At 72.1% G+C, this 24,995-nt stretch carries 24 protein-coding genes; 10 read left to right on the top strand and 14 right to left on the bottom strand.

Going from position 1 to position 24,995, the window contains the following annotated elements; all coding sequences use genetic code 11:
• Together AB0E07_RS08030 and AB0E07_RS08025 are read right to left on the bottom strand one after the other, a co-directional pair.
• The gene (locus tag AB0E07_RS08030; protein ID WP_362247491.1) at nt 1-423 is read right to left on the bottom strand and encodes a hypothetical protein; all 423 of its coding nucleotides are present in this window, start codon (nt 421-423) and stop codon (nt 1-3) included.
• A 52-nt stretch (nt 424-475) separates the two neighbouring features.
• Complete coding sequence (locus AB0E07_RS08025; protein WP_362247490.1) at nt 476-1,765, bottom strand: DUF6745 domain-containing protein; 1,290 nt, start codon at nt 1,763-1,765, stop codon at nt 476-478.
• A 205-nt stretch (nt 1,766-1,970) separates the two neighbouring features.
• On the opposite strand from AB0E07_RS08025, the gene AB0E07_RS08020 reads away from it, so the two are divergent.
• The 3 genes from AB0E07_RS08020 to AB0E07_RS08010 all read left to right on the top strand — a co-directional run bounded on the left by AB0E07_RS08020 (nt 1,971) and on the right by AB0E07_RS08010 (nt 4,672).
• On the top strand, nt 1,971-2,522 hold the full coding sequence (locus tag AB0E07_RS08020) for a DinB family protein (RefSeq protein WP_362247489.1): 552 nt from the start codon (nt 1,971-1,973) through the stop codon (nt 2,520-2,522).
• A 172-nt stretch (nt 2,523-2,694) separates the two neighbouring features.
• The gene (locus AB0E07_RS08015) at nt 2,695-4,089 is read left to right on the top strand and encodes a DUF5685 family protein (RefSeq protein ID WP_362247488.1); all 1,395 of its coding nucleotides are present in this window, start codon (nt 2,695-2,697) and stop codon (nt 4,087-4,089) included.
• A 91-nt stretch (nt 4,090-4,180) separates the two neighbouring features.
• Entirely contained in the window at nt 4,181-4,672 is a 492-nt protein-coding gene (locus tag AB0E07_RS08010) for a hypothetical protein (protein ID WP_362247487.1), read from the top strand.
• Between the two features lie 30 nt (nt 4,673-4,702).
• Here the strand turns inward: AB0E07_RS08010 and AB0E07_RS08005 are convergent, their stop codons facing one another.
• From AB0E07_RS08005 to AB0E07_RS07995, 3 genes are all read right to left on the bottom strand, one after another.
• Complete coding sequence (locus AB0E07_RS08005; protein WP_362247486.1) at nt 4,703-5,059, bottom strand: metalloregulator ArsR/SmtB family transcription factor; 357 nt, start codon at nt 5,057-5,059, stop codon at nt 4,703-4,705.
• A gap of 207 nt (nt 5,060-5,266) precedes the next feature.
• Nucleotides 5,267-5,641: a hypothetical protein gene (locus AB0E07_RS08000; RefSeq protein ID WP_362247485.1), complete on the bottom strand. Its 375-nt coding sequence runs from the start codon at nt 5,639-5,641 to the stop codon at nt 5,267-5,269.
• Between the two features lie 265 nt (nt 5,642-5,906).
• The gene (locus AB0E07_RS07995) at nt 5,907-6,782 is read right to left on the bottom strand and encodes a DUF4394 domain-containing protein (protein WP_362247484.1); all 876 of its coding nucleotides are present in this window, start codon (nt 6,780-6,782) and stop codon (nt 5,907-5,909) included.
• Nucleotides 6,783-7,274: 492 nt separating this feature from the next.
• On the opposite strand from AB0E07_RS07995, the gene AB0E07_RS07990 reads away from it, so the two are divergent.
• Entirely contained in the window at nt 7,275-7,448 is a 174-nt protein-coding gene (locus tag AB0E07_RS07990; protein ID WP_362247483.1) for a hypothetical protein, read from the top strand.
• 82 nt (nt 7,449-7,530) lie between these two features.
• Here the strand turns inward: AB0E07_RS07990 and AB0E07_RS07985 are convergent, their stop codons facing one another.
• Complete coding sequence (locus tag AB0E07_RS07985) at nt 7,531-9,573, bottom strand: NB-ARC domain-containing protein (RefSeq protein ID WP_362247482.1); 2,043 nt, start codon at nt 9,571-9,573, stop codon at nt 7,531-7,533.
• Nucleotides 9,574-9,736: 163 nt separating this feature from the next.
• Nucleotides 9,737-10,567, bottom strand: coding sequence for a dienelactone hydrolase family protein (locus AB0E07_RS07980; protein ID WP_362247481.1), 831 nt, complete (start codon nt 10,565-10,567; stop codon nt 9,737-9,739).
• A gap of 218 nt (nt 10,568-10,785) precedes the next feature.
• Between AB0E07_RS07980 and AB0E07_RS07975 the strand changes: the two genes are divergently transcribed.
• The gene (locus tag AB0E07_RS07975; RefSeq protein WP_362247480.1) at nt 10,786-11,991 is read left to right on the top strand and encodes a low temperature requirement protein A; all 1,206 of its coding nucleotides are present in this window, start codon (nt 10,786-10,788) and stop codon (nt 11,989-11,991) included.
• A 21-nt stretch (nt 11,992-12,012) separates the two neighbouring features.
• Here the strand turns inward: AB0E07_RS07975 and AB0E07_RS07970 are convergent, their stop codons facing one another.
• A complete protein-coding gene (locus AB0E07_RS07970) occupies nt 12,013-12,747 on the bottom strand; it encodes a DUF429 domain-containing protein (RefSeq protein WP_362247479.1) in 735 nt (244 codons plus the stop codon).
• 161 nt (nt 12,748-12,908) lie between these two features.
• On the opposite strand from AB0E07_RS07970, the gene AB0E07_RS07965 reads away from it, so the two are divergent.
• Nucleotides 12,909-14,504, top strand: a complete 1,596-nt coding sequence (locus AB0E07_RS07965) for a hypothetical protein (RefSeq protein WP_362247478.1) — start codon at nt 12,909-12,911, stop codon at nt 14,502-14,504.
• On the opposite strand, the gene AB0E07_RS07960 is transcribed toward AB0E07_RS07965, so the two are convergent.
• Entirely contained in the window at nt 14,501-15,460 is a 960-nt protein-coding gene (locus tag AB0E07_RS07960; protein WP_362247477.1) for an endonuclease/exonuclease/phosphatase family protein, read from the bottom strand. The genes AB0E07_RS07965 and AB0E07_RS07960 overlap by 4 nt on opposite strands.
• Nucleotides 15,461-15,691: 231 nt before the next feature.
• Here AB0E07_RS07960 and AB0E07_RS07955 point away from each other — a divergent pair, with 231 nt between their 5' ends.
• A complete protein-coding gene (locus AB0E07_RS07955; RefSeq protein ID WP_362247476.1) occupies nt 15,692-16,834 on the top strand; it encodes a S1 family peptidase in 1,143 nt (380 codons plus the stop codon).
• 86 nt (nt 16,835-16,920) lie between these two features.
• On the opposite strand, the gene AB0E07_RS07950 is transcribed toward AB0E07_RS07955, so the two are convergent.
• Both AB0E07_RS07950 and AB0E07_RS07945 read right to left on the bottom strand, forming a co-directional pair.
• The gene (locus AB0E07_RS07950) at nt 16,921-18,429 is read right to left on the bottom strand and encodes a DUF4246 domain-containing protein (protein ID WP_362247475.1); all 1,509 of its coding nucleotides are present in this window, start codon (nt 18,427-18,429) and stop codon (nt 16,921-16,923) included.
• Between the two features lie 97 nt (nt 18,430-18,526).
• On the bottom strand, nt 18,527-18,871 hold the full coding sequence (locus AB0E07_RS07945; protein WP_362247474.1) for a helix-turn-helix transcriptional regulator: 345 nt from the start codon (nt 18,869-18,871) through the stop codon (nt 18,527-18,529).
• Between the two features lie 93 nt (nt 18,872-18,964).
• On the opposite strand from AB0E07_RS07945, the gene AB0E07_RS07940 reads away from it, so the two are divergent.
• On the top strand, nt 18,965-19,942 hold the full coding sequence (locus AB0E07_RS07940) for a zinc-binding dehydrogenase (protein ID WP_362247473.1): 978 nt from the start codon (nt 18,965-18,967) through the stop codon (nt 19,940-19,942).
• Between the two features lie 72 nt (nt 19,943-20,014).
• Here the strand turns inward: AB0E07_RS07940 and AB0E07_RS07935 are convergent, their stop codons facing one another.
• Nucleotides 20,015-20,905, bottom strand: a complete 891-nt coding sequence (locus AB0E07_RS07935; protein ID WP_362247472.1) for an aminoglycoside phosphotransferase family protein — start codon at nt 20,903-20,905, stop codon at nt 20,015-20,017.
• 79 nt (nt 20,906-20,984) lie between these two features.
• Between AB0E07_RS07935 and AB0E07_RS07930 the strand changes: the two genes are divergently transcribed.
• Nucleotides 20,985-21,239, top strand: coding sequence for a hypothetical protein (locus AB0E07_RS07930; protein ID WP_362247471.1), 255 nt, complete (start codon nt 20,985-20,987; stop codon nt 21,237-21,239).
• A gap of 15 nt (nt 21,240-21,254) precedes the next feature.
• Nucleotides 21,255-21,722: a DUF6193 family natural product biosynthesis protein gene (locus AB0E07_RS07925; RefSeq protein WP_362247470.1), complete on the top strand. Its 468-nt coding sequence runs from the start codon at nt 21,255-21,257 to the stop codon at nt 21,720-21,722.
• A gap of 183 nt (nt 21,723-21,905) precedes the next feature.
• Here AB0E07_RS07925 and AB0E07_RS07920 read toward each other — a convergent pair whose 3' ends face one another.
• Nucleotides 21,906-23,336: a cellulose binding domain-containing protein gene (locus tag AB0E07_RS07920; RefSeq protein WP_362247469.1), complete on the bottom strand. Its 1,431-nt coding sequence runs from the start codon at nt 23,334-23,336 to the stop codon at nt 21,906-21,908.
• 74 nt (nt 23,337-23,410) lie between these two features.
• Entirely contained in the window at nt 23,411-24,979 is a 1,569-nt protein-coding gene (locus AB0E07_RS07915; RefSeq protein WP_362247468.1) for a beta-N-acetylhexosaminidase, read from the bottom strand.
• Nucleotides 24,980-24,995: the final 16 nt, after the last annotated feature.

The following is a 24,995-nucleotide window of genomic DNA, read 5'->3' as shown; positions in this document are numbered from 1 at the left end:
TCAGTCCACGACGATGCGGAGGTCGGCCTCTACCTGACGGCGTACGAGGTAGGTGCCCGGGGCGTGGCCCATCGCGCCGTGTTCGGGGTGGAGGATGTAGGCCGTCGCGCCCTCGGGGACGGTGAAGCAGCCGACGTCCGGGCCGTCGGGGTCGATCGGCGCCCAGGTGACCGGGCCGTCCGCCACGAGCAGGTGCGTGTTGCCTCCGCCCTCGGCGCTGACCAGCGGGATTCCCGCGGCGGGGACGGGTTCCGCGCCCGTCGGCGGCCCGTACCCGATCAGGGCGACCGGGATGAGGCCGATGTCGCCCTGGCGCTGGAGTCCCGCGGAGACGGGGATGGCGGCTTGCAGATCGAGGTGGTCCAGGACGTCGACTCCCGCGAGTGCGGTGACGTCCGCGAGCGTCGGGTGCTGTGCGGTCATGGGTGCTCCGGTTCGCTGGTCGGGGCCGGTCGAGGAAGTGCCGCGGGTGTCCTCACGTGGCTCGGCTCATGGTGAGGTACTGCTCGCGGGTGAGGCCGAGCAGGCCCGCCGCCGCGGTGGTGGCGTCAGGGGTGTCGGCGGCGACGGTCATGCCGTACTGCCGACGGGTGCCGTCGCGTTCCACCGAGGCGTTCGTGCACAGCAGGACCCGCATCCGGCCACGGGCGTGCGGCAGTTCGTAGAGGCTGAGCCACTGCCCGGGGTTGCCCGGGTCGGGCTCGCGGCGGCCGACCTGCCGCAGACCGGCCGCCGCGATGAACTCGGGCCAGCCCATGCGTTCGATCGCGCAGCGCCGCACCTCGACGTTGGTCTCCTCCAGGATGCGGGCGGTGTCCCAGCGGCCGGCCGTGAGGGAGGCGGGCACCCTCCTGCCGTGCCAGGAGTGGACGGCCCAGCCGTCCGGCCACACGGCGGCCGGACCGTCGGCGCAGTGCAGGCGCCCTTCCGCGTCCCGCCGGTAGGTGGCGGGGCGGGGGGTGAGGACCGCGTAGTCGCGGAAGGCCCACCAGTAGCCGGCGTGCCGGGCCACCTGCCGCTCGCCGTGGAGGTCGTCGATTCCCGTCACGCCGATGCGCTCCATGGCGTCGGCCCACGCGTACGCGCCCACCCCGCGGCCGGTCAGGGGACGGCCGCGCCACCAGCGCACGGGGAGCCGGGCGCGCCCCGCGACGCGTCGGGAGACACCCGCCTGCTCGGCGACCTGCGCCACCAGCTCGGCGTGTACGGTCGCCGCCACGTCGAAGTCGTAGCGGGCCGAGCCGAGGTAGCCCTCGCTGTCGAGCCCCGGGTCGAGAACCCCGAGGTGCTGCACCGTCACCTGGTCCTGCACATGGGCGTGGACCACGAACCGCCAGCCGTTGCGTGGAGGGCCGGGTTCCCGCAGCAGGCGGGTGACCTGTCCGTCCACCGCCTCCGACACCTGCGCCCGAGCCCGGTCCAGGACGTCGGGCCGCAACAGCCACACCCCGCGGGGGACCAACTCGTCCCGCATGCGCCTGCGGAAGCGGGCCCTCACCCGCGCGGGCGGGCCGCCGACGACCGAGGCGATCACGCCGGGAAGCATCGCCTGCCCAATCAGGCCGGCCCAGGGGGAACCCAGCCAGAGGACGAATCGGGGCGAGCGCAGTCCGCAGGCCCGGTAGGCGGCCCGCACGCCTTGCTCGGCGGCTTCCCGGTTTTCCGGCCCCGTCGCCCCCTCGATGTCCGCCCAGTCACGCGCCACACCGCGGACCACGTTCTCCTGCTCCGCACTCAGCGAGGTGACGCGAACGGTGGCTTCCATGGCCCTCCCCAGAACCTCACGGAACTCATGCACCCGCGAAGCCGCGCACCAGGCGGACGGGAACCGGTGCTGCACGGCCGGACTGCGGATCAAGACGTCAGTCCCAGTGGGACGGTTCCCGGTTCGCTAGGGCGTGTTTCGAAAGTCCCGTCGTCCGCCCGCAGGGCAGGCGGGACTTTCGAAACACGCCCTAGGGTCTGCGGCCATGACAGGGAACACCTCCGAGGCCTGGCCCGAACCCCCGCTCGCGGGCACCGAGGCGGCAGCCGTGCTCGGCGCGCTCGAACGCCAGCGGGCCACGCTCGCCTGGAAGTGCTCGGGCCTGGATGCCGCCGGCCTGCGCGCCACGCTCGGCACGTCCACCCTCACTCTGGGCGGTCTGCTCAAGCATCTGGCACACGTGGAGGACAGCCACTTCGCCCGGTTGTGGACCGGCTCCCCCGTCGGCGCCCCCTGGGACACCGTGGACTGGGACAGGGCACCCGACTGGGACTACCGCTCCGCCGCCGAGGACACACCGGAGCAGTTGCTCGCGCTCTGGCGGGAGTCCGTGGCCCGCTCCCGTGCCGTCGTGGAGGCCGCTCTGCGCGAGGGCGGGCTCGACCAGCTGGGCGCGTACAAGACGCGCGGCGGTGAACGTCCCCATCTCCGTCGCGTCCTGCTCGATCTCATCGAGGAGTACGCCCGTCACGCCGGTCACGCGGACCTGATCCGCGAGTCGGTCGACGGGCTCACGGGAGAGGATCCGCCCGGGTGAGCAGCGCGCAGGATCGGTGTGACGACCACGGCTCAGTCGCCCGCCCGGCCACGCTCTAGCATGTCGCCCGTCGGGTGACGCGCGGGATCGGTGTTCCGCGTGGTCGTGCCGCGGGTGCGGCCCCGCCCGGCCGGCTGCGAACGGGCAGTCGTGTCCACGGGGGAGAGTCTCAGTGTTCGGAATCATCAGACCGTGCCGTCATCGCCTGGGCGAGGGCCTGCGTACCGAGTGGATGGCGCATCTGTGCGGGCTGTGTCTCGCGCTGCGCGGCGAGTACGGGCAGTTCGCGCGGGTGGCCACCAACTACGACGGTTTGATCGTCTCGGTGCTGACCGAGGCCCAGTCGGAGCGCACCGGTGACTGGCGTCAGGGCGCCGGTCCGTGTCCGCTGCGGGGGATGCGGTCGGCCGATGTGGCGCAGGGTGAGGGTGCCCGGCTGGCGGCGACGGTGTCGCTCGTCCTGGCCGCGGCGAAGGTGCGTGACCATGTGGCCGACGGTGACGGGCTGTTGGGGCGCCGCCCGGTGACGCTGGCGGCGCGGCGGATCGCCCGTGGCTGGGACCGTGCGGGTGCGGCGGGCGGGGAACGGCTCGGTTTCGACACCGCGGTGCTGATCGGCGCGGTCGAGCGGCAGTCGGAGATCGAGCGGCTGACCGGTCGCGGTGACTCGCTTCTGACGGTGACCGAGCCCACGGAGACGGCGACGGCCGCCGCCTTCGCGCACACCGCGGTGCTCGCCGGGCGCCCCGGCAATGCCGAGCCGTTGGCCGAGGCCGGGCGGCTCTTCGGGCGGCTCGCGCATCTGCTCGACGCGGTGGAGGACTTGGACGCGGACGGGGTGAACGGCGCGTGGAACCCGATCGCGGTGACCGGAGCGGGCCGTGCCGAGGTTCGGCGGCTCTGCGACGACGCGGTGCACGGGATCCGACTCGCGCTGTCGGATGCCGAGTTCGTCGACGGACAGCTCGTACGGGCGCTGTTGGGCGGTGAGTTGGAGCACGCTGTCGACCGGGTTTTCGACCCTCGGCATCGTCGTCATCAGCACCGGCACCAGGAGCGAGGGCCGCGTGTGCTGCCGTGGCTGGGGCGCCGCAGCGAGCCCCTTTCGGGGGCGGACTCGGGTGCCGCGTGCGGTGTCGGGTCGCTCGCGGGCGCCGCTCCGGAGGGTGCCTCGACGGCGGCGGACCGGTCCTCCGAGGGGCAGTGCCGACGGTGCGGGCAGTGGCGCCGGTTGTGCCGTAATTGCGGACTGTGCTTCAACTGCTGCACGTGCGAGGACGATTACGGCCCGGACGAGGGTGAGTCCTGGGACTTCGGCGGCGGCAACCAGGGCGGCGGCTCTCGGCAGGACGGTTCCGGTCAGGGTGGCTCCGGCCGGGACGGTTCGGGGGGCGACGGCTGGTTCGGTGGATCCGGTGGCGGCAACTCGGGCGGCCACTCCGGCGGTTCGGGCGGAGGGGGCCGGGGCTCCGGTGGCTCCGGTGGCGGTTCGGGGGACGGTTGCGGCGGGGGCGGTGGCGGAGGCTGCTGCAATCCGTGCAAGTGCTGCTGCGACTGCTGTGACTGAACGAAAGGACTGTACGAGAGGGGTGAGTCGGCGGGCGCGCGGGCGCTGATCGGAGTGCGCACGGGTTCGCGGGAATGGCAGGATCCCTGCCGTGACCTTGATGAACGTGCTCGTCGACTTCGCCCGCACCGGCCGGCTCGGTCCGCTCCAGGTGGGCATGTCCCTGGCCGAGGCGGAGGAGCACCTCGGCCCGGGGCGGCCGCACCCCGCGATCATCATGAAGGGGCCGGACATCGACGGCTACCCGTACCACTGGGGCGGGCTCAAGCTGGATGTCACTCACCGGGCCGTCAGCGGCATCGGGATCGATCTCTGGCACGGTCCGACGGTCACGCTCCCGGCGCTGGTCCTCCCCGAATCGGAGGCCTTCGATGCGACCGTGGCACGCGAGGAACTGACAGCGGCCCTTGATGCAGCGGGCTGCGAGCATCACGTCCACGACGTGCTCACCTTTGGGCGGCAGTCCAGCATTCTCACCCGGCCCGCCGACGTCTGCGCGGTGTTCAGCCTCCCGGGGCGGGACGACCACGTTCCTCACCAGGACCGCCACTACCTGAGCGTGATCTACACGCGCTCCGCCTGAGCCGCGCCCCTGCCCCTGCCCCGTCCGGTGCTACCTGGTCGTGTGCAGCGGGGGCGGCGAGTCGACCTGCTGGAGTTCGGTGAGGAGTTGGTTCTGGTTGGCCAGCAGCTCGGTGAGGATCCGGCGTGCCGCGCGCAGGAGTTCGGCGACATCGCCCCCGGCGAGCGCGTAGTTGACCGTGGAGCCCTCTCGGATGGACACGACGATGCCGGAGCGCCGTAGGACGGCGAGCTGCTGCGAGAGGCTGGACGGCTCGATCTCGATGTCGGCGAGCAGGTCCCGCACGGGCACCGGCCCGTGCTGGAGCAGTTCCAGCACCCGGATGCGCACGGGGTGGCCGAGCATGCGGAAGAACTCTGCCTTGACCTGGTAGAGGGGGGGCTGCATCGATGCTCGCTCCTGCTCGGTGGGGTGCACACCGGTCGCCGGGGTGCGGCGGCGTCGAGGGGAGACCGCCGCACCGCGGACCGCCTTCTGGTCCGATCCTTCACGTCTCGGACTCGGCAGGAACGCACTATGGCACCATGCTGATCTGGTGACTTGAAGAATTCTTCAAGTCATGGGCATGGGTGGCCACAGACATTCCTGAGCGGGCTAGATCTCGATTTCCTCCTCCACGCGCTTGAGTTGGTGGCGGGCCATCGCCAGATTCGAGTGCTCCTTGTCGAGGACGAGGTAGAGGAACAGCCCGTTGCCCCCGCGACCGGTCAGCAGCCGGATCACGTGATACTGACGGTCCAGGGTGATCAGGATGTCCTTGATACCCCCCTTGAGCCCCAACTGCTCCATCGTGCGGACCTTCGCCCGGATGACGTCGGTGTTGCCGGCCGCGGCGATCGTCAGGTCGAGTTCCTTGCCGCCGCCGAGCGTGCCCAGCGCCATGCCGCTGGTGTAGTCGACGATCGCGGCCCCCATGGCCCCCTCGACCCCGGCCATCATCTCCTTCAGCGACACTTCCACACTCGCCACTGCGCCTCCCTAGGGTGTGCCCTGTTCTCCGCGGGCCGGCGTCGGCCGACCCGCCTCGGTGTTCGGGACCGTATGCATGCCGGTGGCGTGCGAGGAGGAACTGTCCGGGAGTGACGCCCGAAGATTGAAGCGTGGTGCCCTTCGATCATTCACCGAGCTGCAAATGTCTTACGTGCGGCGGAAGTTGTGCATGCGAGGTTCGGGACCGGCCGGTGTGAAGCGAGGGCGCGCGGCGCCCCGTCGGCCGGTCCCGAACCTGCCTGTGTCAGTGCTGGTTCAGGGGCAGGGCCACGTCGACGACCGGGCGGTTGGCGGGGAAACCGCCGACGAGGCGGGCGCGGCCGGTGAGCACGTCGACCTTGTAGAACTGCTGCTTTCCGGCCGTGGTCAGAGCGGCGAAGCCGTGGTTGGTGCCGTCGGAGGGCCGGTAGTAGATGTCGAATCCGGCGGAGGGTCCGGCGTTGACGCCCAGGTTGCCGGTCGGGGCGAGGGTGCCGGCGTTGGCCGGGGACTGGAGGGACACGCGGTCGTTGACGGTGTCGATGTCGAAGAGGGTGGTGGCGGTCGCCGCGTTGAGGTCGTTGTTGGTGTACGCGGCGCCGGTCACACCGAGCGCGGTCGACGGCGGGGTGGTGGGGTTGGTGAGCGTGCCGTCCACGATCGTGGTGAGGGGTGCGGCCGGGTCGTCGATGTTGTGGCGCAGGTTCTGGCCGGTGTCGCTGATGACGCGCAGGCGGTTGGCGGCGGGGTTGAAGTCGACGCCGAAGTGGCGGCCCTGGAGGGCGACGGTGAGCTGGGAGACCTTGACGGCCTTGGCCTTGGTGCTGAGGGTGTACACGCCGCCCTTGTCGCCGACGCCGTACAGCTTGCCGTTCTGGACCCGGAAGTCGATGCCGACGAGCTTGCTGTCGCCGCGCAGGCCGGAGATCTTGCCCAGGCTCCAGGTGTCGCCGGGCTTGGTGGTGGTGAAGCCCACGAGCCGCTGGTCCGCGGTCAGGCCGACGCTGATCAGGTGGTTCGTGGCCACCCGGCTCGACGGCACGAAGTCGGCGCCGCTCGGGTCGGCGGAGGCGACGGCGGGGAGCAGCAGGCCGGCAGCGGCGGCCGTGGCGACGGCGGCGGTGATCATGCGTGAACGCACGAAGGGTCTCCGTTCGATGAGGGATCCGCTCCTGAGGTGGGCGGATCTGCGGGTATTCCGCTGCACAGGGCGGGAAGGACGGGTCCCGCGGACGCGGACCATCCGTTCGGCGGTAAAAGTGCTACTGGTAGGGCGGCCGGTCGGGTCCGGCGGATGCAGCGTGCACACGTTTGGCGGAGGGATTTACCCCGTGCCGGGGAAGGCGGTGCCCGGCAGGGGTGACGTGGGGCCTTCCCCAGTGTCTCCGCGGTGGCTGGTCCGCGTTGTGCCCGGCATGAGTACTGATTGGAGCAGTCCGATACTGACCACCGCCGTGCCGGTCGTCGCCGAAGGGAGGGATGCGGAAACCACGCCCGGAGACATACTCAGCGCCGGTCTTGGACGGTCCGCCGGTTTCGGACGATCCGCCGGGGCGAGGGACTCGCTTCGGTCGGCGGCTTCCGGTCCGCCGGGCACCCCGCCGAGGGAAGGGCCCGGGGTGAGGAGCGTGTGATGACCTTCCTCCTCCTGACCTGCGGTCCGGCCCTGCTGGCACTGGTCCTGGTGTACTGGCCGGAGGCCGACGGCCATCGACCGCGGCGCACGGCGCAGGCACGTCACGCGGCGCACTCGGCACGCGCGCGGCCCAGGCCGCGCTACGCGCCGGTGAAGGCGGTGCGCACCTGAGGGACACGTGGAGCCGGGGCTCGGTCGAGGCCCGGCTCCACGGCATCGCCGGGCACGGTGACCGGCCGGAACGACGGGGCCTTCACTCCCCCGGCAGCGGACTGCCCCCGGCCGCCCAGACCAGCAACTCGCGCGCGTCGAGGCTCGCCGCCTTCTCCAGGACGCCCGCGTACTCCGTCTCACCGAGGCGGCTCACCAGCCGCGCCTCGCACTCGTCGCGGAGCAGCGCGATCTCGGGTGTGCCCCGTTGCGGGTGACCGACGCTCGCCCAGTACCGCAGGGCCGCGCCGAAGGCGTACGCGGCGGCCCAGTCCTCGCCCGTGTCGCACTGGGCGAGCGCCAGTACGTCCATGGCCATGGCGATGCCGAAGTCGTCGCCGATGTGGCGCTTGGCGGCCAGCATGGAACGTGCGTGGTCGACGGCGTCCTTGGCGTGGCCTTCCATGAGCGCGATCAACGCCAGTTGGTGGTCGAGGTAGGAGCGGGTCCAGTACTCCTGCGAGCCCACGCACACGCCGCGGAGTGCGAGGGCCTCGCGCCGGGCCTGGTCCTGGCTGCCGGTGGCCGTCAGGGCGAAGACGCGGACGAGGCGGCACATGGCACTCGCGGCGGCCGGTCGTCCCTCGCGCGGCGTTCCGAGGGTCAGCAGCGCCTCGTCGACGACGGTCAGCGCGGACAGCGGACGGCCCTCCAGCAGGTGCAGCAGTCCGCGCAGGTAGGCCGCCGCGCCCAGGCCCGTGGGGTCACCGGAGTCCAGGGCTGCTTGGCGGCACTGGAGTTCCAGGGCCTTCGCCGCTTCGGGCTCGCCCTGGAGTGTGCGGGCCAGGCCGAGGCTCCACAGTCCCTGCGTCCGGATCTCCGCCGGGCAGTCCCCCGGCAGCATGGCGAACGCCCGCTCCAGATACTGCCGGGCCTCGTACAGATACCCGGAGCAGACCCAGAAGAAGGTGAGGTGGCCGATCATCCGCAGCGCGGCGACGGGGTCCGTCGTGAGCAGGTGGTCGGCGGCCAGCCGGACATCGGCGTGCAGGAAGGAGACCCGCCCGTACCAGTCGCGTTGCCGGGGCCCGAACCACTCGGCATGCGCGGTGCGCGTCTCGGACAGGACGTGCGCGGCGTGACGGTCGGCGATCCGGTCCTCCTCGCCCAGTTCGGCCAGCCACATCCGGCCGTACTCGCGGACCGTGTCCAGCATCCGGTAGGTGCCGTCGCGCTCGGAGACCACGGACTTGTCGCGCAGCGCGGCCAGGGCGTCGGCGACCCGGTCGTGGGTGAGCGGTCCGCCGCGGGCCACCTCGCGGGCCATGTGCTCGTCGAAGCGGCCGGGGAAGTAGGACAGCCGCGCCCACAGGAGCCGCTCCACGGGGGTGCACAGTTCGTGGCTCCAGCCGATCGTCGTGCGCAGGGCCGCATGGCGCGGCAACTCGGTGCGGGCTGTCATGGGCGGCAGGTCCACCGCCGCGCGCGGGCCGAGGCACAGCTCGGGCAACGGCATGATCCGCAGCTGGGCGGCGGCCAGTTCCAGGGCGAGCGGCAGGCGGTCCAGCCCGTCGCACAGACCCGTGGCCAGCCTTCGCTCCTCGTTGGTGCGCAGGGGGTGTCCCGCCGCGTGGGCGCGATCCGCGAAGAGGGCGAGCGCCTCGTCCGTGGAGGCCGGTGGTTCCACCCGGACGATCGACTCCGCGCCGCCCCGCAAGGGTGCGCGGCTGGTGGCCAGGACGCGGAGGTTCGGGCACGCCGTCAGAAGGGCGTCCACGAGTCCCGCGCACTCCGTGAGGAGATGCTCGCAGGAGTCGAGGACGAGGAGGATCCGCCGTGGGCCCACCCATCCGCAGATCGCCTCCGTCGGCATGCGCGGGGTGTGGTCCTGGAGGTCCAGCGCGTCGGCGACGGTGGCCGCGAGGAGTTCGGCGTTGCGCAGCGGTGCGAGATCCGCCCAGGCGACACCGTCCCACGCACCCGGCGCGTCGGTGGCGGCGATCCGGCGGGCGAGCCGGGTCTTGCCCACTCCGCCCGGCCCGGTGAGCGTGACCAGGCCGGCGGCGGACAACTCCGACCGGATCGAGGCGAGTTCCTCGACCCGCCCGACGAAGGAGCCCTCATCGTCCGGAAGCGTCCTGTCCATCGCGCCATCCTCTCGCACGGACGGCGACACGGGGACCCGATCGGCGGCACCGAACACCGGGGACGCGGCGCCCCCGGTCCACACGGAATCCTCTACGAGACGACCGGGCTCGGGGAGCACCGCGGGACCGGGTGCCTCGCCTTCCTGCTGACCGGCGGTGACGCTACGCCGTCTCGGGCACCGACAGCAGGCGGGCTCGGAAATGGTCGAGGACCTGGTCCAGGGCCTGGCGGGTGGGCTGGCCCGGTTCGTCGATCAGGTGCTCGGTGAGGACGGAGTGCGGAGGCAGCAGGCCGGCGGGGTTCGCGGCGCCGTCGTCGAGTTCGATGCCGATGAACGCCTCGCCCAGCTTCTCCCTCAGCAGCGCGAAGCGTTCGCCCGGTGCGACCCGGTCGCCCCGGAAGCGCAGGCCGAGCACGGTGAGTCCGGCCTCGCAGCGCTGCTGGACGGTGCTCAGGTCGCTCGGGGAGATGTCGAGGGACCGCCGCTTCCGTGCCGTGACGGCGAGCGGGAGCGAGGGCTGGCAGAGCACGGGGGCGAGGAGGCGCTCGTCGGTGGCCATGGCGAGGGCGTAGCCGCCGGTGAAGCACATGCCGAGCGCGCCGACGCCCGGGCCTCCGCAGCGCTCGTGCTCGTGGCCGGCGAGGGCGCGCAGCCATGTGACCACGGGTGAGGTGCGGCCCGCCGCGAGGGTGGTGAACTCCCGGCTCACGCAGATGTGGGCGAGAGCGCGCGCGCCTGTCATCGCCGCTCCGGTCCAGCCGTGGGCCTTGGGATCGGGATCCCGTCCAGCGAGGCCGAAGAGGTCGGGCATCACCACGGTGCAGCCGATGTCACGGACCCGCCTGGCCAGTTGGGCGACCTTGGGGGTGATACCGGGGATCTCCGCCATCACGATCACGGCGGGGCCGCTGCCGGAGCGGAACACGGCGTGCGCGCGGCCCGCGTGCGTGAACGGCTCCCGTACGAAATCCGCGAGCAGGTCGTCGGTCACGCTTCCTCCAGCGTCCGGGCGGGTGCTGTCTCCTGACCGAGCCGGATCCTACTGGCAAGTAGCCAGGGCCGCGGGCGCGTCGGCGAACTGTCCGGAACCAGGTCCCGCGCTGTACACGGAAGGCGAACACTTGTACGGGACAACGACCCTTGCCGGTCGCCGGGGCCGACGGGCTATCGTTCCGCGCGTGGCCAACGGGGAGGCCCAGAGGGGGAGTTGTGACAGCGAATAGCGACGGAACACGGCTGGTCGCCACCGGGGGCGGCCACCGGGTGACACCGGCCGAGCTCTTCTTCGACCTGGTGTTCGTGTACGCGATCACCCAGGTCACCGCGCTGATGGCGGCCGATCCCAGTGGGCTGCGCCTGCTCGGCGGCATGGTCGCGCTGGCCCTGCTGTGGTGGTGCTGGTGCTGTTTCGCCTGGCTCGGCAACGTCGTACGTGCCGACACCGGCGCGATGTTCACCGTACTCGTCGCCGTCATGACCGTGGTCCTGATCGTGTCGCTGACCGTGCCCGAGATCTACGACGACGCACCCGGCGGACTGCCCGCACCCCTGGTCTTCGTCCTGTGCTACGGAGCCGTCCGCGCCCTCCACCTGATCACGTACTGGCTCTCCGCCCCCGACGATCAGGCACTCCACGGCGTCCTGCGCCGTACCGCCCTGTTCTCGGTGGCGCCGCCCTTCACGCTGCTCCTCGTCGGCGCGGCCTTCACCGGCACGACGCAGGTGCTGATCTGGCTCGCCGCTGTGGTCATCGACTACCTGGGCATCTTCCTCACGGGGAAGTCGGGATGGCGGGTCGCCTCACCCGGCCACTTCGCCGAACGGCACGGGCTGATCGTCATCATCGCCCTCGGCGAATCGATCGTCGCCATCGGCGTCGGCGTCTCCGGCTTCGCGCTCAGCACGCCGGTGGTCGGCGGAGCCGCCCTCGGCCTGCTCGTCTCCGCGGGGCTGTGGCGCCTGTACTTCCGTCAACTGGCCGAGGCGGCCGAACACCGGCTGACCTCCCTGACCGGCGACGACCGCACGCGGCTGGCCCGCGACGCGTACACCTTCCTCCACCTTCCGCTCGTCGCCGGAATCGTCATCACGGCCCTCGGGATGAAGAAGTCCCTCACGCAGATCGCCGATACCGCCCACTACGACCTGACCGAGCCCCTCCACGGTGTCGTCGCCTGGGCGCTGCCCGGCGGAGTCGGCGTGTTCCTCCTGGCCTCGGCGGCCCTTCTCCTGCGCACCACAGGCCGGCGTTCGCCGCTCCTCCTCGGCGCGGGAACGGTATGCCTGGTCGCCGGACCCGCCGTCGCCCTCGTCCCCTCACTCGTCGCACTGACCTTGCTGGCCGCGCTGGTGACGGCCCTGGTCCTGGTCCAGGACACCGGCATCCGCCCCCACCAGCCGGCCGCCACCGGCTGACCCCACCCCGGGCGAGGAAGGTCAGACCAGCCGCGTCAACGAGCCCGGTTCCGGCAGGTGGATCCAGCCCTCGGCCCTGGCGGCGTCGAGCTCCGTGGCCCCGGGGTGTGCCGTCAGGCCGCGTGCCACCGCTCGCGCTGTCAGGGCGCACATCAGCGCGTCGAAGGCGTGCTCACTCGCGTCGTACGCCCGTGCCGTCGGCGGGTCGCAGTGGAGCCAGGGCACGGTGGCGAGGAGGGTGTCCATGTTTCGGGGGGTGCCGAGGAGGCCCCAGCGGTGCCGGGATGCCTTCGGGTACACCTCGGCGATCCGGCCGCCTCCCGTCCTGTCGACCCGAACGCCTCGCCGGCCCAACTCGTCCTCCAGATGGGCCCATCGCGCCACCATCGCTCCGATGCGGTCGAAGGGCGCGGGGAGCGGGGCCTGGAGGGGGCGGATCGCGTCGGCCACGATCCGGTCCGTCAGCCGGTACCGCAGATGGTCCTTGCGGTACCGCTCGCTGTCCTGGCCGCGCCCCGGCCAGGGGTTCCCGGCGAGGTGGGCTCCGACCGCGCGCACGAACTCGACCGGCCATCCGAAGGGTGTGTCGACTCCCGCCCGATCACCGGTACGCAAGGCCGCGAGCGCGTCGAGCAGTTCGTCGTCGGTGCACTTGAGGGCGGGTGGGCCCACCGTCGCCGCCCCGTCCGTCCACTCCACCACGGACATCGCCGTCTTCGAGCGGTCGGCCGAGAGATCGATTCCCACTGTGCGCACGCCGCCCATGGTGGCAGGTTCGGGCGACGGCCGTGGTTTCCGCGAATCTCCCGGGCAACCAGGCAGGCGTTCGTCCTGATACCGCCGGTCACAGGCTGGGCGGACCGGGCCGGGGCGGTCCTGGCAGACTGTGCGCCACCTTTGAGGGGGGAGAGACCGCGATGCCGCACGAGTTGACCGTCCGCCGCATACTCGGGGACCAGCCTTTCGCCGAGATCGGCCGACCGGTGTGGGCGGTGCCCGACGCGCGCCACGGCTGCGTCATCGCCGCCGGGGACCTCGGCCGGTTCTCCTGGCGCGGTACCGGCGAGTGGCTCGCGCACCGGATCGTCGTGTACGAGGCCGACACCCTGCGTCCCCGTCACGTCATCGCCACCCGCCACCACGTGTGCGCGATCGAACCCCATCCCGAACTGCCGCTCGTCGCTGTCGGAACCGGCCGCTACGACGGCTCGTGGGACTTCGAGGGCCAGCTGCTCCTGCTGCACCTGGAGACCGGTCGGGTGACGGACCTGCTGAGCAGGACCCGCCAGGTCCGCCACCTGCGCTGGCTGGAGGACGGCAGACTCGCCATGCTGCTCTCCCCCGAGGACAAGGACGGCGGCTTCCGCGAGGGTTACGAGCTGGCCGTGACGGCGGAGGACTGGCTGACCGCGCCGGCCGGTCTGGTCGACCCGGACACCGCGCGCGGCCCGAAGGTTGCGAGCGGTCTCCTCTACGACCCCGATGTGGAGGACGCCCTCGCGCGGCTCACCGGGGGCGGGTGGCAACGGCGGCTGGACGTGCGGGACCTGGCGGTGCTGCCGGACGGCCGGGTGCTGGCCACCGGGCGGACCACGGACCTCGAATGCTGGGATGCCGCGGGGGCGTCGGCCTGGGCCCTCCCTCCGGACGGTGAGGGCAGCGTCCGTGTCGAGGCGGCACCGGACGGCGAGTCCGCGTGGGTGACGTACCAGGGCTACCGGCGCGACGAGGCCGAGGGCAAGCTGGTCAACCGCGCGACCACCGTGCGGCGGGTCTCGACTGCGGACGGAGCCGTCCTGGACCGGCTGGACCTGCCGTCGGCCCCTGCACTGTGCTCGACGGACGAGGGTTGGCTCGCGCTGCGCCCGCAAGGCCGCGACCCGCACGCCACCCTGCTGCTCTTCCCCACCCACCGGGAGGCCGCACGCCTCGACCTCGCCCCCACCCGCACCAACTCCCCGCCGCTGCGCGTCCGGCACAGCACTCGCCTGCTCTACGTCGATGCCCCGGGCCCGGACGACACGCCCTGGATCCACGCGATCGACCCGCCGTCCGCCCACGGCCCCGCCATCCCACGTCCCCTCTTCCCGCTGGACTGGGACCCGGAGTCCGCGCTCCAGCCCTGGTACGGTCCCGCCGTCGAGCTGACGCACAGCCTCGTCCACAGCGGCCGGGCGTACCAGCGCGGCGCCACCTACGCGGACTCCCGCGAGGGCACATACGTCGTGAGCCGGAGGCTGCCGGACGGTGCGGCGCTCTGGGTGCACCGCACCGACCTGCCGCTCGCCGATCTCGACGGTGACGAGCGGGAGTTGTACGTGGTGTACCGCACCGGCGAGGTGGAGGTGCTGGACCCGGCGACGGGCGAGGTGCGGGCACGGCACACCCTGCGCGCGCACGGCCACCCGGTGACGCCGGCGTCCGCCGCGTACCGGGCGGACCAACAGCGCCTGGTGGTGGGGACGTTGGACGGACGGATCCTGGACTGCGCGATCCGCGACCGACCCTGCTAGGACCTTTGGTGCAGGATGATCCGGGCGATCACCGGGAGGTGGTCGCTGCCGGTCGCGGGCAGGGTGGCGAGGTGGGCGACGGTCGCCGAGCGGGCCATGACCTGGTCGATCCTGACCAGCGGGAACCCGGCCGGGAAGCTGAGGGCGAAGCCCCGCTGCGCCACACCGAGCCGTGAGGTCAGCGGGGCCAGCCCGCGGTCGTCGACCGTGCCGTTCAGGTCCCCCAGCACGAGCACCGTCCTCAGCGGCTCCGCGGCCACGGCCCTGCCCAGGAGGCCGGCGCTCTCGTCACGCCAGGAGGAGGCCAGCCCGCCCGCGCCGATGCGGACGGAGGGCAGGTGTGCGACGTACACCGCGATCTCGCCCTGCGGTGCCCGGACCACGGTCCGCAGGGCGCGGTTCCAGCTCTCCGTGATGCCTCGCGGTTTGATGTCCAGCGGGCGCGCTCCGGTGAGGGGGTACTTCGACCAGAGGCCGACCGTGCCGTGGACGGTGTGGTGCGGGTAGCGCGCGGCCAGGGTCCGCTCGTAGTCCGGCAGCGCCCGGGGCACCAGTTCCTCCAGGGCGATGAGGTCGGGTCCGGCCTCCGCCAGTGCGCGGGCCGTGGCCTCGGGGTCGGTGTTCTCGTCGCTGACGTTGTGCTGCACCGCCACCAGCTCGCGCGGGCCGCCCTGCGCGTCGCCGGGCAGGAGCAGCCCGCCGAACTGATGGGTCCACGCCGCGACCGACAGGAGTACGGCGAGCAGGGCGGCGCTCGAACGACGGAGCAGGGCCAGACCCACCAGCGCCAGGACGACCAGACCCAGCCAGGGCAGGAACGTCTCCAGCAGACTCCCCAGCCGCCCCGGCGAGTTGGGCACCGCCCGGTGGAACATCAGGAGGACGGCCGTCAGTACCGCGGACGGGGCGAGCAGGTGCCCGCGCGCCCGGCGGGGCACCTCCGCCGCCTTTCGCATCAAGGTCGATGCCGCACCGCTGTTCGCCTGTTCCACGTGCTTCCCATCCGCTGGTCCTGTCACTCAGGACGAACCGAGCCGTCCGCGAAGTTCCACGCAACCCCACCTAGGTCTGGACCAGTTGGCGTTGTCCGCGTAACCTCCCGGCTAGCGTTGAGAGCGCTCTCACCGTACGCGCGCCGCCCGTCACCGGTCGGCGTTCCCCCACTGCGAACGGAAGGAAGCACCCCCATGCGTCGCATGCGAACCCATGCCGCCGCCTCCGTACTGGTCACCCTCGGAGCGGCCGTCGCCTCCCTCGCCCCCACCGCCCAGGCCGCGTCTGCCGCGCCCGCCGCGCCCGAGATGTCACCGGGGCTCGTGCAGGCGATGCAGCGAGACCTGAACCTGACGAAGTCCGAGGCCGAGCACCGGCTGAAGGCGGAGCAGGACGCCATCACGGTGGAACAGCGCGTCAGGAAGCTGGCCGGCGGCTCCTACGCCGGCAGTTGGTTCAACGCCGGGACCGGCAGACTCACCGTCGCCACGACCGACGCCTCCCTCACCGCGGAACTCCGTGCCGCGGGCGCGGACGTCCGCCACGCCACCTATGCCGCGGCCCGGCTGGACGCCGCCAAGGAGAAGCTCGACAAGGTGACGGCACCCGCGGGCGTCGCCGCGTGGCGGGTGGACCAGAAGGCCAACCGCGTGGTGGTCGACATCGTCGCGGACCAGCGCGCTGATAACGATGTCAGGTCGTTCGTGGCGCGCGCCCTGAAGGCCGGTCCCGTCGAGATCCGCGAAGTGAACGCGGCTCCGGAGACGTTCGCCGCCGGAACCGTCGGCGGCGACCCCTACTACACGGGCAACGTCCGCTGCTCCATAGGCTTCTCGGTCCACGGCGGCTTCGTCACCGCCGGGCACTGCGGACAGGCGGGCGCCGCGGTGCGGGGCTGGGACCAGAGCCCCGTGGGCAACTTCCAGGGCTCGTCCTTCCCCGGCAACGACTACGCCTGGGTGAGTGTCGGCAACGGCTGGTGGACCGTGCCCGTGGTGCTCGGCTGGGGCACGGTGCCCGACCAGCTGGTGCGCGGCTCGAACGAGGCTCCCGTGGGTGCCTCGATCTGCCGCTCCGGTTCCACCACCCGCTGGCACTGCGGGACGCTCCTGGCGAAGAACGAGACCGTGAACTACAGCCAGGGAGCCGTCCAGCAGCTCACCAAGACCAGCGTGTGCGCCGAACCGGGCGACTCCGGGGGCTCCTTCATCTCCGGCGACCAGGCTCAGGGCGTGACCTCCGGTGGGTGGGGCAACTGCTCCAGCGGCGGCCAGACCTGGTACCAGCCGGTCAACGAGATCCTGACCCGCTACGGTCTGCGTCTGCACACGGCGTGACCGGTCGGGCCGCGTAGGCCGGACCTCGCCGGGCCGGCCCGGGTGGCGGCACTTCCACGGTGCCGCCACCCGGGCTGAAACCCCGGTCAGTGTTCGCAGAGGGAGAACTCGCGTTCGTAGAGCTGCTCGTTGTGTTCGTCGACGAAGAACTTGCGTTCCCGCATGAGCTGTTCGCGGTAGCTCCTGGCCTCTTCCAGCGTCATGGTGGAGGTGTCGGACCAGGGCTGCTGCGGGGGTATGTCCGACGTGGAGACGATCGTCTGCGACGGGTCGACGAGGAAGAACGCGAGGATCTTGCGGTGCCCCGGGCGGGTGGGGTCCGCGAGACGGAACGCGCCGACGCGGTGTTGCAGGACGTTCGGGAAGGCCAGGCAGCGGCCCGCCGGAGTGGAGACCGAGCCGAGCGGCTGGTTCAGGGCGTCCTCGTCCTCCAGGCCGTAGACGTCACGCAGACCGTTGTCGTCGTTCTGCTCGTAGCTCGGGTCGTCGAGCGCGGCGCGGAAGCCCAGGCGGCTCTCGGTGATGTTGTCGCTGTCCCAGTAGTAGATGCCGGTCGAGACGATCCGCTCGTTCATCATTCCCTCGACGTGCCAGGAGCCGCCGTCGTATTCGGGCTTCTCCGGGGTGAGGTGAATCGTGGCGAGCTTGACGACGACCTGGAGCCGGCGGCCGCGCAGGTCGACCCGGGCGGAGTCGTCGGGCGGCTCCGGGGTCGTGAAGACCGGGGCGTCCGGGACCACCGGGCGCCGGTTGTCCCACCAGTCGTCCTGGGCCCGTTCCCACGCGTCGACGGCCTCTTCGTACGACGCGTCGTCATGGTGGGCGGCGCGCTCCGGGCGCTGCGGCTCCGAGTCGTACCACCCGTAGGGATCGACGTCGATCCGCGGGGGGCGCGGATGACGCAGGTCGGTCAGCACGTTCTCGAACAGCGGGCGCAGGCGCGCGAACAAGTCCGGCAGAACGGCGGCCAGTTCGCCGTGCTCCTCGGGGTGGACGTTGTTCACGTACGAACGGAACGCGACATCGCCGTTCTCGTGGACGTCCACATCCGTGGGCAGCCACTGGAACTTCTCCGAGAACTCGTAGCGCGAGTACGGGGTCGTCGGGTTCCGCCAGGCCCGCTCCGGTCCGCCGCTCGCGTCGCGCACGAGGCAGAACAGTGAGGGGTGGACGAGGTCCAGGACCTGGCCGTCGGATCCCGGATGCCAGTCCAGTTCGTCCTCGGGGACCTGCTCCAGTACGCGGACCGCCGCGCGCAGGCGGGACCGGAGTGCGTCGTCGATGAGAGCGTCCGAGTGCCAGACCCCGTCGACGGCCGATGCCTCGACCCCTGTCCGTGGATCGCGCAGTGCGGCGTAGTGCGCGAGTTCCGCGAGCACGTAACGGATCTGCGCCTCCGTCATGCCCTGGGCGAGCGCTTCCTCCGTCCACCTGGCCACGACGGCGGGGTCGTTCCTCTTCTCGAACCACGCCGTCTTCGCCCGGATCCCTGCGCTGCACCGCATCATCTGGATCTCCCGCAGCGTTCGGGGCTCCGCCAGCCCCAGGGAGCGTGACGCGTGAAAGGGCAGGGGGAATGCGGTCAGGCCGGTCAATTCTCTGGGTCCTCACAGTCGATGTTCAGCGGCGGGAACACTACTTCAGCCCACTGACAGCACTGCTCCCGTGGCCGTACGTCGGCCACGCCCCGCCCTACTCGACGTCGTCGGTGCGCAGGGTCAGGTCCAACAGGCCCGGGAAGCGGGCGTCGAACTCCGGTCGGCGGAGCCGGTTGAGGCGCTTGGGGCCCTGGTCGCGCTGTTCCACCAGCCCGGCGTCGCGCAGGACCGCGAAGTGGTGGCTCTTCGCCGCCCGCCCCACGGGGACGTCGAAGTTGCTGCAGCTCAGCGTCCAGTCGGGGTGATCCGCGAGATCGCGGACGAGCTGGATGCGCACGGGGTCGGCGAGCGCGGAGAGCGCGGTCAGCAGCGGTACGTCGTCGGGGTGCGTGTGCACGGGTGCGGCGCGGTGACTCGCTCCCGTGACCTGGTCCGCCATTCCGGCCCTCCCTCATCCAGTGTTCGATGGCCATCGTACAGTGCTAGTGTTCGATGACGGTTGAACACTGACGGGACGGGGCGGTGGCTGCGCGTGCGTGCGATGGAGTTCCAGGAGTTCGGTGGGCCCGAGGTGCTGCGGATCGTCGAGACCGCGGCCCCCTCGCCGGGGCCCGGTCAGGTGACGGTCGAGGCGGTGTGGGCCGGGGTGAACTTCGCGGACGTCAAGGCCCGCGCGGAGGGGTACCGGGTGGCGTCCCTGCCCTACCGTCCCGGTCTCGAAGTCGCCGGGCGCGTCCGGGCGGTCGGCGCCGGCGTCGTGGGCCTGCGGGAGGGGCAGGAGGTCGCCGCGCTCGTCGACGGCGGCGGGTACGCCGAGGTCGTCCTCGCGGAGGCCGCGAGGGTGTTCCCGCTGCCCGACGGCATGGACCTGCGCACGGCAGCCACCCTGCCGACGGTGCTGCCGACCGCGCACGCCCTCGTCCACGAGGTGGGGCGGCTGCGGGCCGGGGAGAGCGTGCTGGTGCACGGCGCGGCCGGCGGCATCGGCACGGCGGTCGGCCAGTTGGCGCGCGCCGCCGGTGCCGGGGCGGTGTACGGGGTCGCGTCCAGCGACGCCAAGGCCGACCACGCCCTCAAGTACGGCTACGACGAGGTGTTCCGGCCCGGCACCTTCGACACGGACGTCCGACGCGTGACCGGCGGTCGGGGCGTCGACCTGGTTCTGGACCCCGTCGGCGGCGATACCCTGCGGCGCGGTCTGGAGGCCCTGGCCGTCTTCGGGCGCCTGGTCTCCTTCGGCAACGCCGGTGGCGCCGAGCCCTGGCGGGCCGGGCCGGGCGAGCTGTACGCGCAGGGCAGATCCGTCGCCGGGTTCTCCGTGCTCGGCCTCGCCCAGTCGTCCCCCGACGCCCTGCGCGCGCTGACCGAACGCGCCCTGCGCACGGTGCGCGACGGCACGGTCGCCCTGCCCGTCACCGCCGAGTTCCCCCTGTCCGAGGCAGCCGAGGCCCACCGCCTCCTCGGCGGCCGCACCTCCACGGGCAAGCTGCTGCTGCGCGTCACGGACTGACGACAGCGGTCCGGTCCCGTGCGTCCGCCCGCGAGCCGTCCCCTGCGCGTGCCCGGTGGCCCGGGTGACCTCTCACCCGTCGGACTCGCCGAGCACGGCCCGGATCACATGACGGGCGTTGCTCGCCATCGCGGAGTTCGTCCGCCGGTAGTACGGCAGGGCGATCAGCGCCTGGGAGAGGGTCCGCCCCCGTCCTCGGATCCACGTCGCCCCGTCCACGCCCAGCGCCTCGCGGAAGACCTCGCGCGCACCGGTCGGCAGCAGGTTCCACGCCGGGAACAGGTCACAGGCCGGATCCCCCACGCCCAGGCACCCGAAATCGATCACCGAGGTGAGCCTGCCGGCTTCCACCAGCAGGTTGCCCGGCATGAGATCGGCGTGCAGCCACACCGGCGGTCCGTCCCAGGCGGGAGCCCTCAGCGCCTCCTCCCACACGGCGGCGGCCGCGTCGCAGTCGACGCCCTCCTCCGGGATCCGGCGGAGTTGCTCGATGGCCGCCCGGGTCTCGGCGTCGAGGGAGGTGAGCGGTCCGCCGCGATGGGCCCGCGGCGCGGCCGGCAGGGTGACGCTCCGCATCGCCGCTACAAACCCGGCGAGGTCCTCGGCCAGCAGCGCCGGTGCGCCGAGCGCCCCCGCCTCGGGGTTCTCCCCGGCACGCCACCGGTACACCGACCAGGGCCACGGGTAGCCCTCCGCCGGGCGCCCTTCGCCGAGTACCTCGGGAATCGGCGTGGGCAGGAGGGGCGCCAGTCGCGGAAGCCAAGTCCGCTCCACCGTGACGTCGTTGGCCCCGCCCTTCACCAACGGAAGCCGTACGACCATGTCCTCGCCCAGCCGGTACATGGCGTTGACGGTGCCGCCGGACGCGAACCGCGCCACCCCCAGCCCCGCCCACTGCGGGAACTGCCCGGCGACCAGCCGCCGCACCAAGGCGTCGTCGATGGGGTGCGTACCGGCATGCATGTGCCCTGAGTTCATGGCACGCCATCCGACCGTCACCCGCGCAGGGGCGTCAAACGCGATACCTGGCACACTCGATCACATGCCCGAACCGCACCCCGCCGCAGCGTCGAGCGATCCGATGCGCAAGTATGTTGCCCACTATCCCGACGTGGTCCGAGCCGGGTCGCTTCCGAACGCCCTCCAGGCAGTGGCCGATCAGGCGGGGTACCGGATCCAGGTCACGTTGCCGGACGCCCCGGGGTGGCGTCACCAGTCGGCGGAGGCGGCTTGTGAGGGGCGTCGGGTGTACGTGCACATGGCGCTGGAAGAACGCTCCTTCCTCGTGGACTGCTGAGCCGACGGCGTTCGGATGGCCACCGGCGACACCGATGACCTCTCCCGGGCCGCCGGGGCGACGGACTCCTGGCTGCGGGCAGGGCCTGTACGTGAACTCGTCGCCCAGTGGCCCTACTTGCGCACCTGGGAGCTGGCGGAGGCCCACGAACGCGGTGAGGCCGAGGCGGTGTCGGTGCGATGGCGACTCATGCGCGAATCCACCGCCCGCGGCCAGGAACACGCAAGGCACGCACTCGTCGAGGCCGCCTTCGAACAGCCGCGCCTGCGGGCCCTGTCGCCGGGCCGGAGCATCTACTGGCTCACCTTCAGCCGCCGCGCCGCGCCGCCCATCTGCCACGACCTGCCGAAGGCCATGCCGGCCAAGGACGGCCGCTACCGGGTACACGTCCCGGGCAGCCCGGCGCGGGACGCCGCCACCGCGGCCGAGGCCGTCGCGATGATGGTGGCGGCCCTTCCGGCTGACGCCGTCCCGCCCTCCTGACCCGGCACACAGCACCTCATCCGCCCTGCGGGTGCGGTGACTTCGTCGCGCCCGAACCATCACCGGTCCGGTCAGCGCGTCCCCCTGTACAAGGTGCGGTGACGCGACATCCGGATCGAGCCGCTGGACCGACCCGTGACTCCGCCCCCGAGGTGTGCGCACACCTCGGGGGCGGTGTCGCGTTCAGGACGCCGGGACCTCGTCGACGAAGGCGGTGCCGGCACCGCGCAGCGCGCCGACCTTCGCGGCGACCTGGGCGGGGGTGAGGACCTGGTCCTTGACGTGCAGGACGTAGTCGACCTGCTGGTCGTAGGCGCGGGGCGTGGTGGAGGGCTGGCCGTTGAGGTCGATCAGCCACTGGTTGAAGTTGATCGACATGGGCCGCTCGGGCAGGTAGGCGGCGTCGTGGGTGCCGAAGAGCTGCCCGTCGACGTAGTAGGTGATGTTGCTGTTGTCGATGGTCACGACCAGGTCGTGCCAGCCGGCGAAGCTGGTCCGGCTCTCGCTGTGCTGGTTCACCGCCTGCCACGGGTCCGGGTTGTAGGTCTCCCAGGAGGTCGTGTACAGGATGTTCGCGGGCTCGCCCCAGCCGCCGTTGGGGAGGTACTCGAAGTCGTACTCGGCGTAGTCGTCGGCCATCGGCGCCTTGAGGTCGTTGATGGTGAAGAAGGTCTGGACGATGCGGTCGCCGTCGGGGCCGTACTTGGGCGCGTCGGAGAACTTCACCCGGGCCGCGTAGGTGCCGTTCTTGAACTTCGTCGCCTTGGTGAGGACTTCGGTGTGGGTGGTGGTGGAGCCGGTGCCGGCGCTGGAGGTCTCCAGGTTCATCACCGTGTTGCCGCTCTGGTTGACGAAGGTGACCTTGGAGGGGTCCCAGGTGGCGCCGGGGACGCCCGGTCCGCCGGAGTTGGAGCGGACGCTCCAGCCGTGGCCGGACAGGGCAGGGTCGGTGTGGGAGGTGTAGGAGAAGTCGTCGAAGAGGGTCTGGCCGCCGCCCCCGGGCGGGTCGGTCGGGGTGGGCGGGTCGGTGGGCTCGTTCCCGCCGGGGGCGGTGCCCCACACGCTGGCGCCGGCGATCTGCGCGGTGACCTTGGTCCAGTCGGCGTAGGCGGTCTGGGAGCCGCTGAAGGAGTAGTCGTCGCTCTGGGTCAGGCTCTGCCAGTTGGACTGGTAGAACCGCAGTTGCATGTCGCCGGTGTCCGCGCCGGGGGCGAGGGAGCCGGCCGCGGAGGTGAAGCCGATCTCCAGGTAACGGTCGGCCGTGGCGGTGGGGTTGGCGAGGGTGCCGAAGGTGCCGGTGATCGCCGAGCAGCCCTTGACCGCCCAGGAACAGGCGAAGCGGTACGTGGCGCCCGGGGAGTCCGCCTTGAAGTAGTAGCGGATCTTCACCTGGCTCAACTGGACCGTGGTGGTGCCGGTGTTGCGCACCTTGAACCACGGCTCGCTCTGGTCGGCGGTGGCACCACTGGCGCTGGTGCGGTACTGGACGGCCACTCCGTCGCCCGCGGCGGCGGAGGTGGTGGCGAGCGGGACGACAGCCAGGGCCGCGCATCCGGTGACGGCGGTCAGGGCGAGGGCCGCGCGGAGACCGCGGCGGTGGGCACGATTGCTCATCCGACAGTTCCTTTCGTCGCTCCCGCCGGCCGCGGGAGGGATCGTGGGGGTGTGCGAGGAGGGCCGCGGCCCCGTCACGCGGGGGCGTGCGCCGTCCGGTCCGGGAGGGTGTCGTGCGGTACGCCGAGCGCGGTCAGCCGCGCGCGGTGCCCGTCCAGCCGGGTCCGGAAGTCCGGCCAGTCGTCGGTGGGGTCCCAGGCGCGTTCGGCGAGCGCGCACAGGCGGGGGTAGGTGAGGTACTCGATGTGCTCGGGGGTCGGGACGAACTCGGTCCACAGCTGTCCCTGGGTGCCCAGGACCTTTCCGGCGAGCAGTGGTTCGCCGGCCGGCGGCGCGAGGTCGACGCCGTAGACGGTGCGCAGGTCGACGGGGCGGCCCGGCTGCGCGGGTGGCTCCAGCGGGCCGGGGTCGCGGGCGTAGTCGAAGTAGGTGGCGCGGTAGTGGGCGTGGATGACGTCGTGTCCGCGGCGGGCGGCCGCCCAGGCGTGCCGGGGTGTGCGCCAGCTCATCACCGTGCAGTCGGGGGGCAGTGTGCTGCCTTCCTCGGCCCAGGCGACCGGGCGCCGGCCCGCCCGCAGGACGTGGTCGGCCATCCGGGACATGAACCAGCCGTGCAGGTCCCGCGGGCCCCGCAGCCCCTCCTGCGCGGCGCGGGCGACGGCCTCGGGGCTCGTCTCCCATTCCTCCGTGGGAACCTCGTCGCCGCCGATGTGGATGTACGGGGAGGGGAAGAGGTCCATCACCTCGTCGAGGACCGTGCGGAAGAAGTCGAGGACGTGGTCGCCGACGCCGAGCACGTTCGGGCAGACGCCCCAGTGGGTCCATACGTCCAGCGACCGGCCGGGGTCGTTGCCCAGTTCGGGGTGGGCGGCGAGCGCGGCCCGTACGTGTCCGGGCACCCCGATCTCCGGTACGACGGTCACGCCGCGCGCGGCCGCGTGGGCGACGAGTCCGGTGAGTTCGGCACGGGTGTACGAGCCGCCGTGCGGGCGGCCGTCGAAGTGGGTGCTGCCGGCGGGGCCGGTCATGGACTGCGTCCGTCGGCCGCCGATCTCGGTGAGCCTGGGGTAGGCGGCCACCGGCATCCGCCAGCCCTGGTCGTCGGTGAGGTGCAGGTGCAGCGTGTTCAGCTTGTGCAGGGCGAGGAGGTCCACGAACCGGTGCAGGTAGGAGACCGGCTGGAAGTGGCGGGCCACGTCGAGCAGCATGCCGCGCCAGGGGTGTGCGGGGACGTCCGTGATCTCGACGCCGGGCAGCTCAGCGCCCTCGTACGGTGCCGACAGGGCCTCGTAGGGCAGGAGTTGACGGATCGTCTGGACTCCGCGCAGGAGTCCGGTCGGGCGGGCGGCGCGCAGCAGGACGCCGTGGGGGGAGACGGTCAGGCCGTAGCCCTCCTCGCCCAGGCCCCGGAGGGCGGGGTCGAGGGCGAGGACGAAGGTGCCGTCCTCGGCGTGCTCCAGGCGCGGTCCGGTGGCGGGGCGGAGGTAGGTGCGCAGGAGGTCGGCGGCGCTCTCGGCGCCGGGGGTGACGCGCAGTCGTGTGGTGGCGTCGAGGCGGAACCGGCCGGAGCGGGCGGACAGTTTGACGGGCCGGGGAACGAGGGCGAGTTCAGGGCGTGGCGGTGTGGGCGGGGGCAGGTCCACGGGCTTGACTCCGGGG

This window comes from Streptomyces sp. NPDC048002, assembly GCF_040653275.1.
Taxonomy (GTDB): domain Bacteria; phylum Actinomycetota; class Actinomycetes; order Streptomycetales; family Streptomycetaceae; genus Streptomyces.
The sequence above is the reverse complement of the archived record's forward strand: the minus strand, read 5'-3'. Positions and strand labels throughout refer to the sequence as shown.

Excerpts from the sequence above, each read along its gene's own strand:
- AB0E07_RS08030 (WP_362247491.1), bottom strand. The coding sequence starts at position 423 with ATGACCGCACAGCACCCGACGCTCGCGGACGTCACCGCACTCGCGGGA.
- AB0E07_RS08025 (WP_362247490.1), bottom strand. The coding sequence starts at position 1,765 with ATGGAAGCCACCGTTCGCGTCACCTCGCTGAGTGCGGAGCAGGAGAAC.
- AB0E07_RS08020 (WP_362247489.1), top strand. The coding sequence starts at position 1,971 with ATGACAGGGAACACCTCCGAGGCCTGGCCCGAACCCCCGCTCGCGGGC.
- AB0E07_RS08005 (WP_362247486.1), bottom strand. The coding sequence starts at position 5,059 with ATGCAGCCCCCCCTCTACCAGGTCAAGGCAGAGTTCTTCCGCATGCTC.
- AB0E07_RS07990 (WP_362247483.1), top strand. The coding sequence starts at position 7,275 with ATGACCTTCCTCCTCCTGACCTGCGGTCCGGCCCTGCTGGCACTGGTC.
- AB0E07_RS07985 (WP_362247482.1), bottom strand. The coding sequence starts at position 9,573 with ATGGACAGGACGCTTCCGGACGATGAGGGCTCCTTCGTCGGGCGGGTC.
- AB0E07_RS07965 (WP_362247478.1), top strand. The coding sequence starts at position 12,909 with ATGCCGCACGAGTTGACCGTCCGCCGCATACTCGGGGACCAGCCTTTC.
- AB0E07_RS07960 (WP_362247477.1), bottom strand. The coding sequence starts at position 15,460 with ATGCGAAAGGCGGCGGAGGTGCCCCGCCGGGCGCGCGGGCACCTGCTC.
- AB0E07_RS07955 (WP_362247476.1), top strand. The coding sequence starts at position 15,692 with ATGCGTCGCATGCGAACCCATGCCGCCGCCTCCGTACTGGTCACCCTC.
- AB0E07_RS07945 (WP_362247474.1), bottom strand. The coding sequence starts at position 18,871 with ATGGCGGACCAGGTCACGGGAGCGAGTCACCGCGCCGCACCCGTGCAC.
- AB0E07_RS07935 (WP_362247472.1), bottom strand. The coding sequence starts at position 20,905 with ATGCATGCCGGTACGCACCCCATCGACGACGCCTTGGTGCGGCGGCTG.
- AB0E07_RS07930 (WP_362247471.1), top strand. The coding sequence starts at position 20,985 with ATGCCCGAACCGCACCCCGCCGCAGCGTCGAGCGATCCGATGCGCAAG.
- AB0E07_RS07925 (WP_362247470.1), top strand. The coding sequence starts at position 21,255 with ATGGCCACCGGCGACACCGATGACCTCTCCCGGGCCGCCGGGGCGACG.
- AB0E07_RS07920 (WP_362247469.1), bottom strand. The coding sequence starts at position 23,336 with ATGAGCAATCGTGCCCACCGCCGCGGTCTCCGCGCGGCCCTCGCCCTG.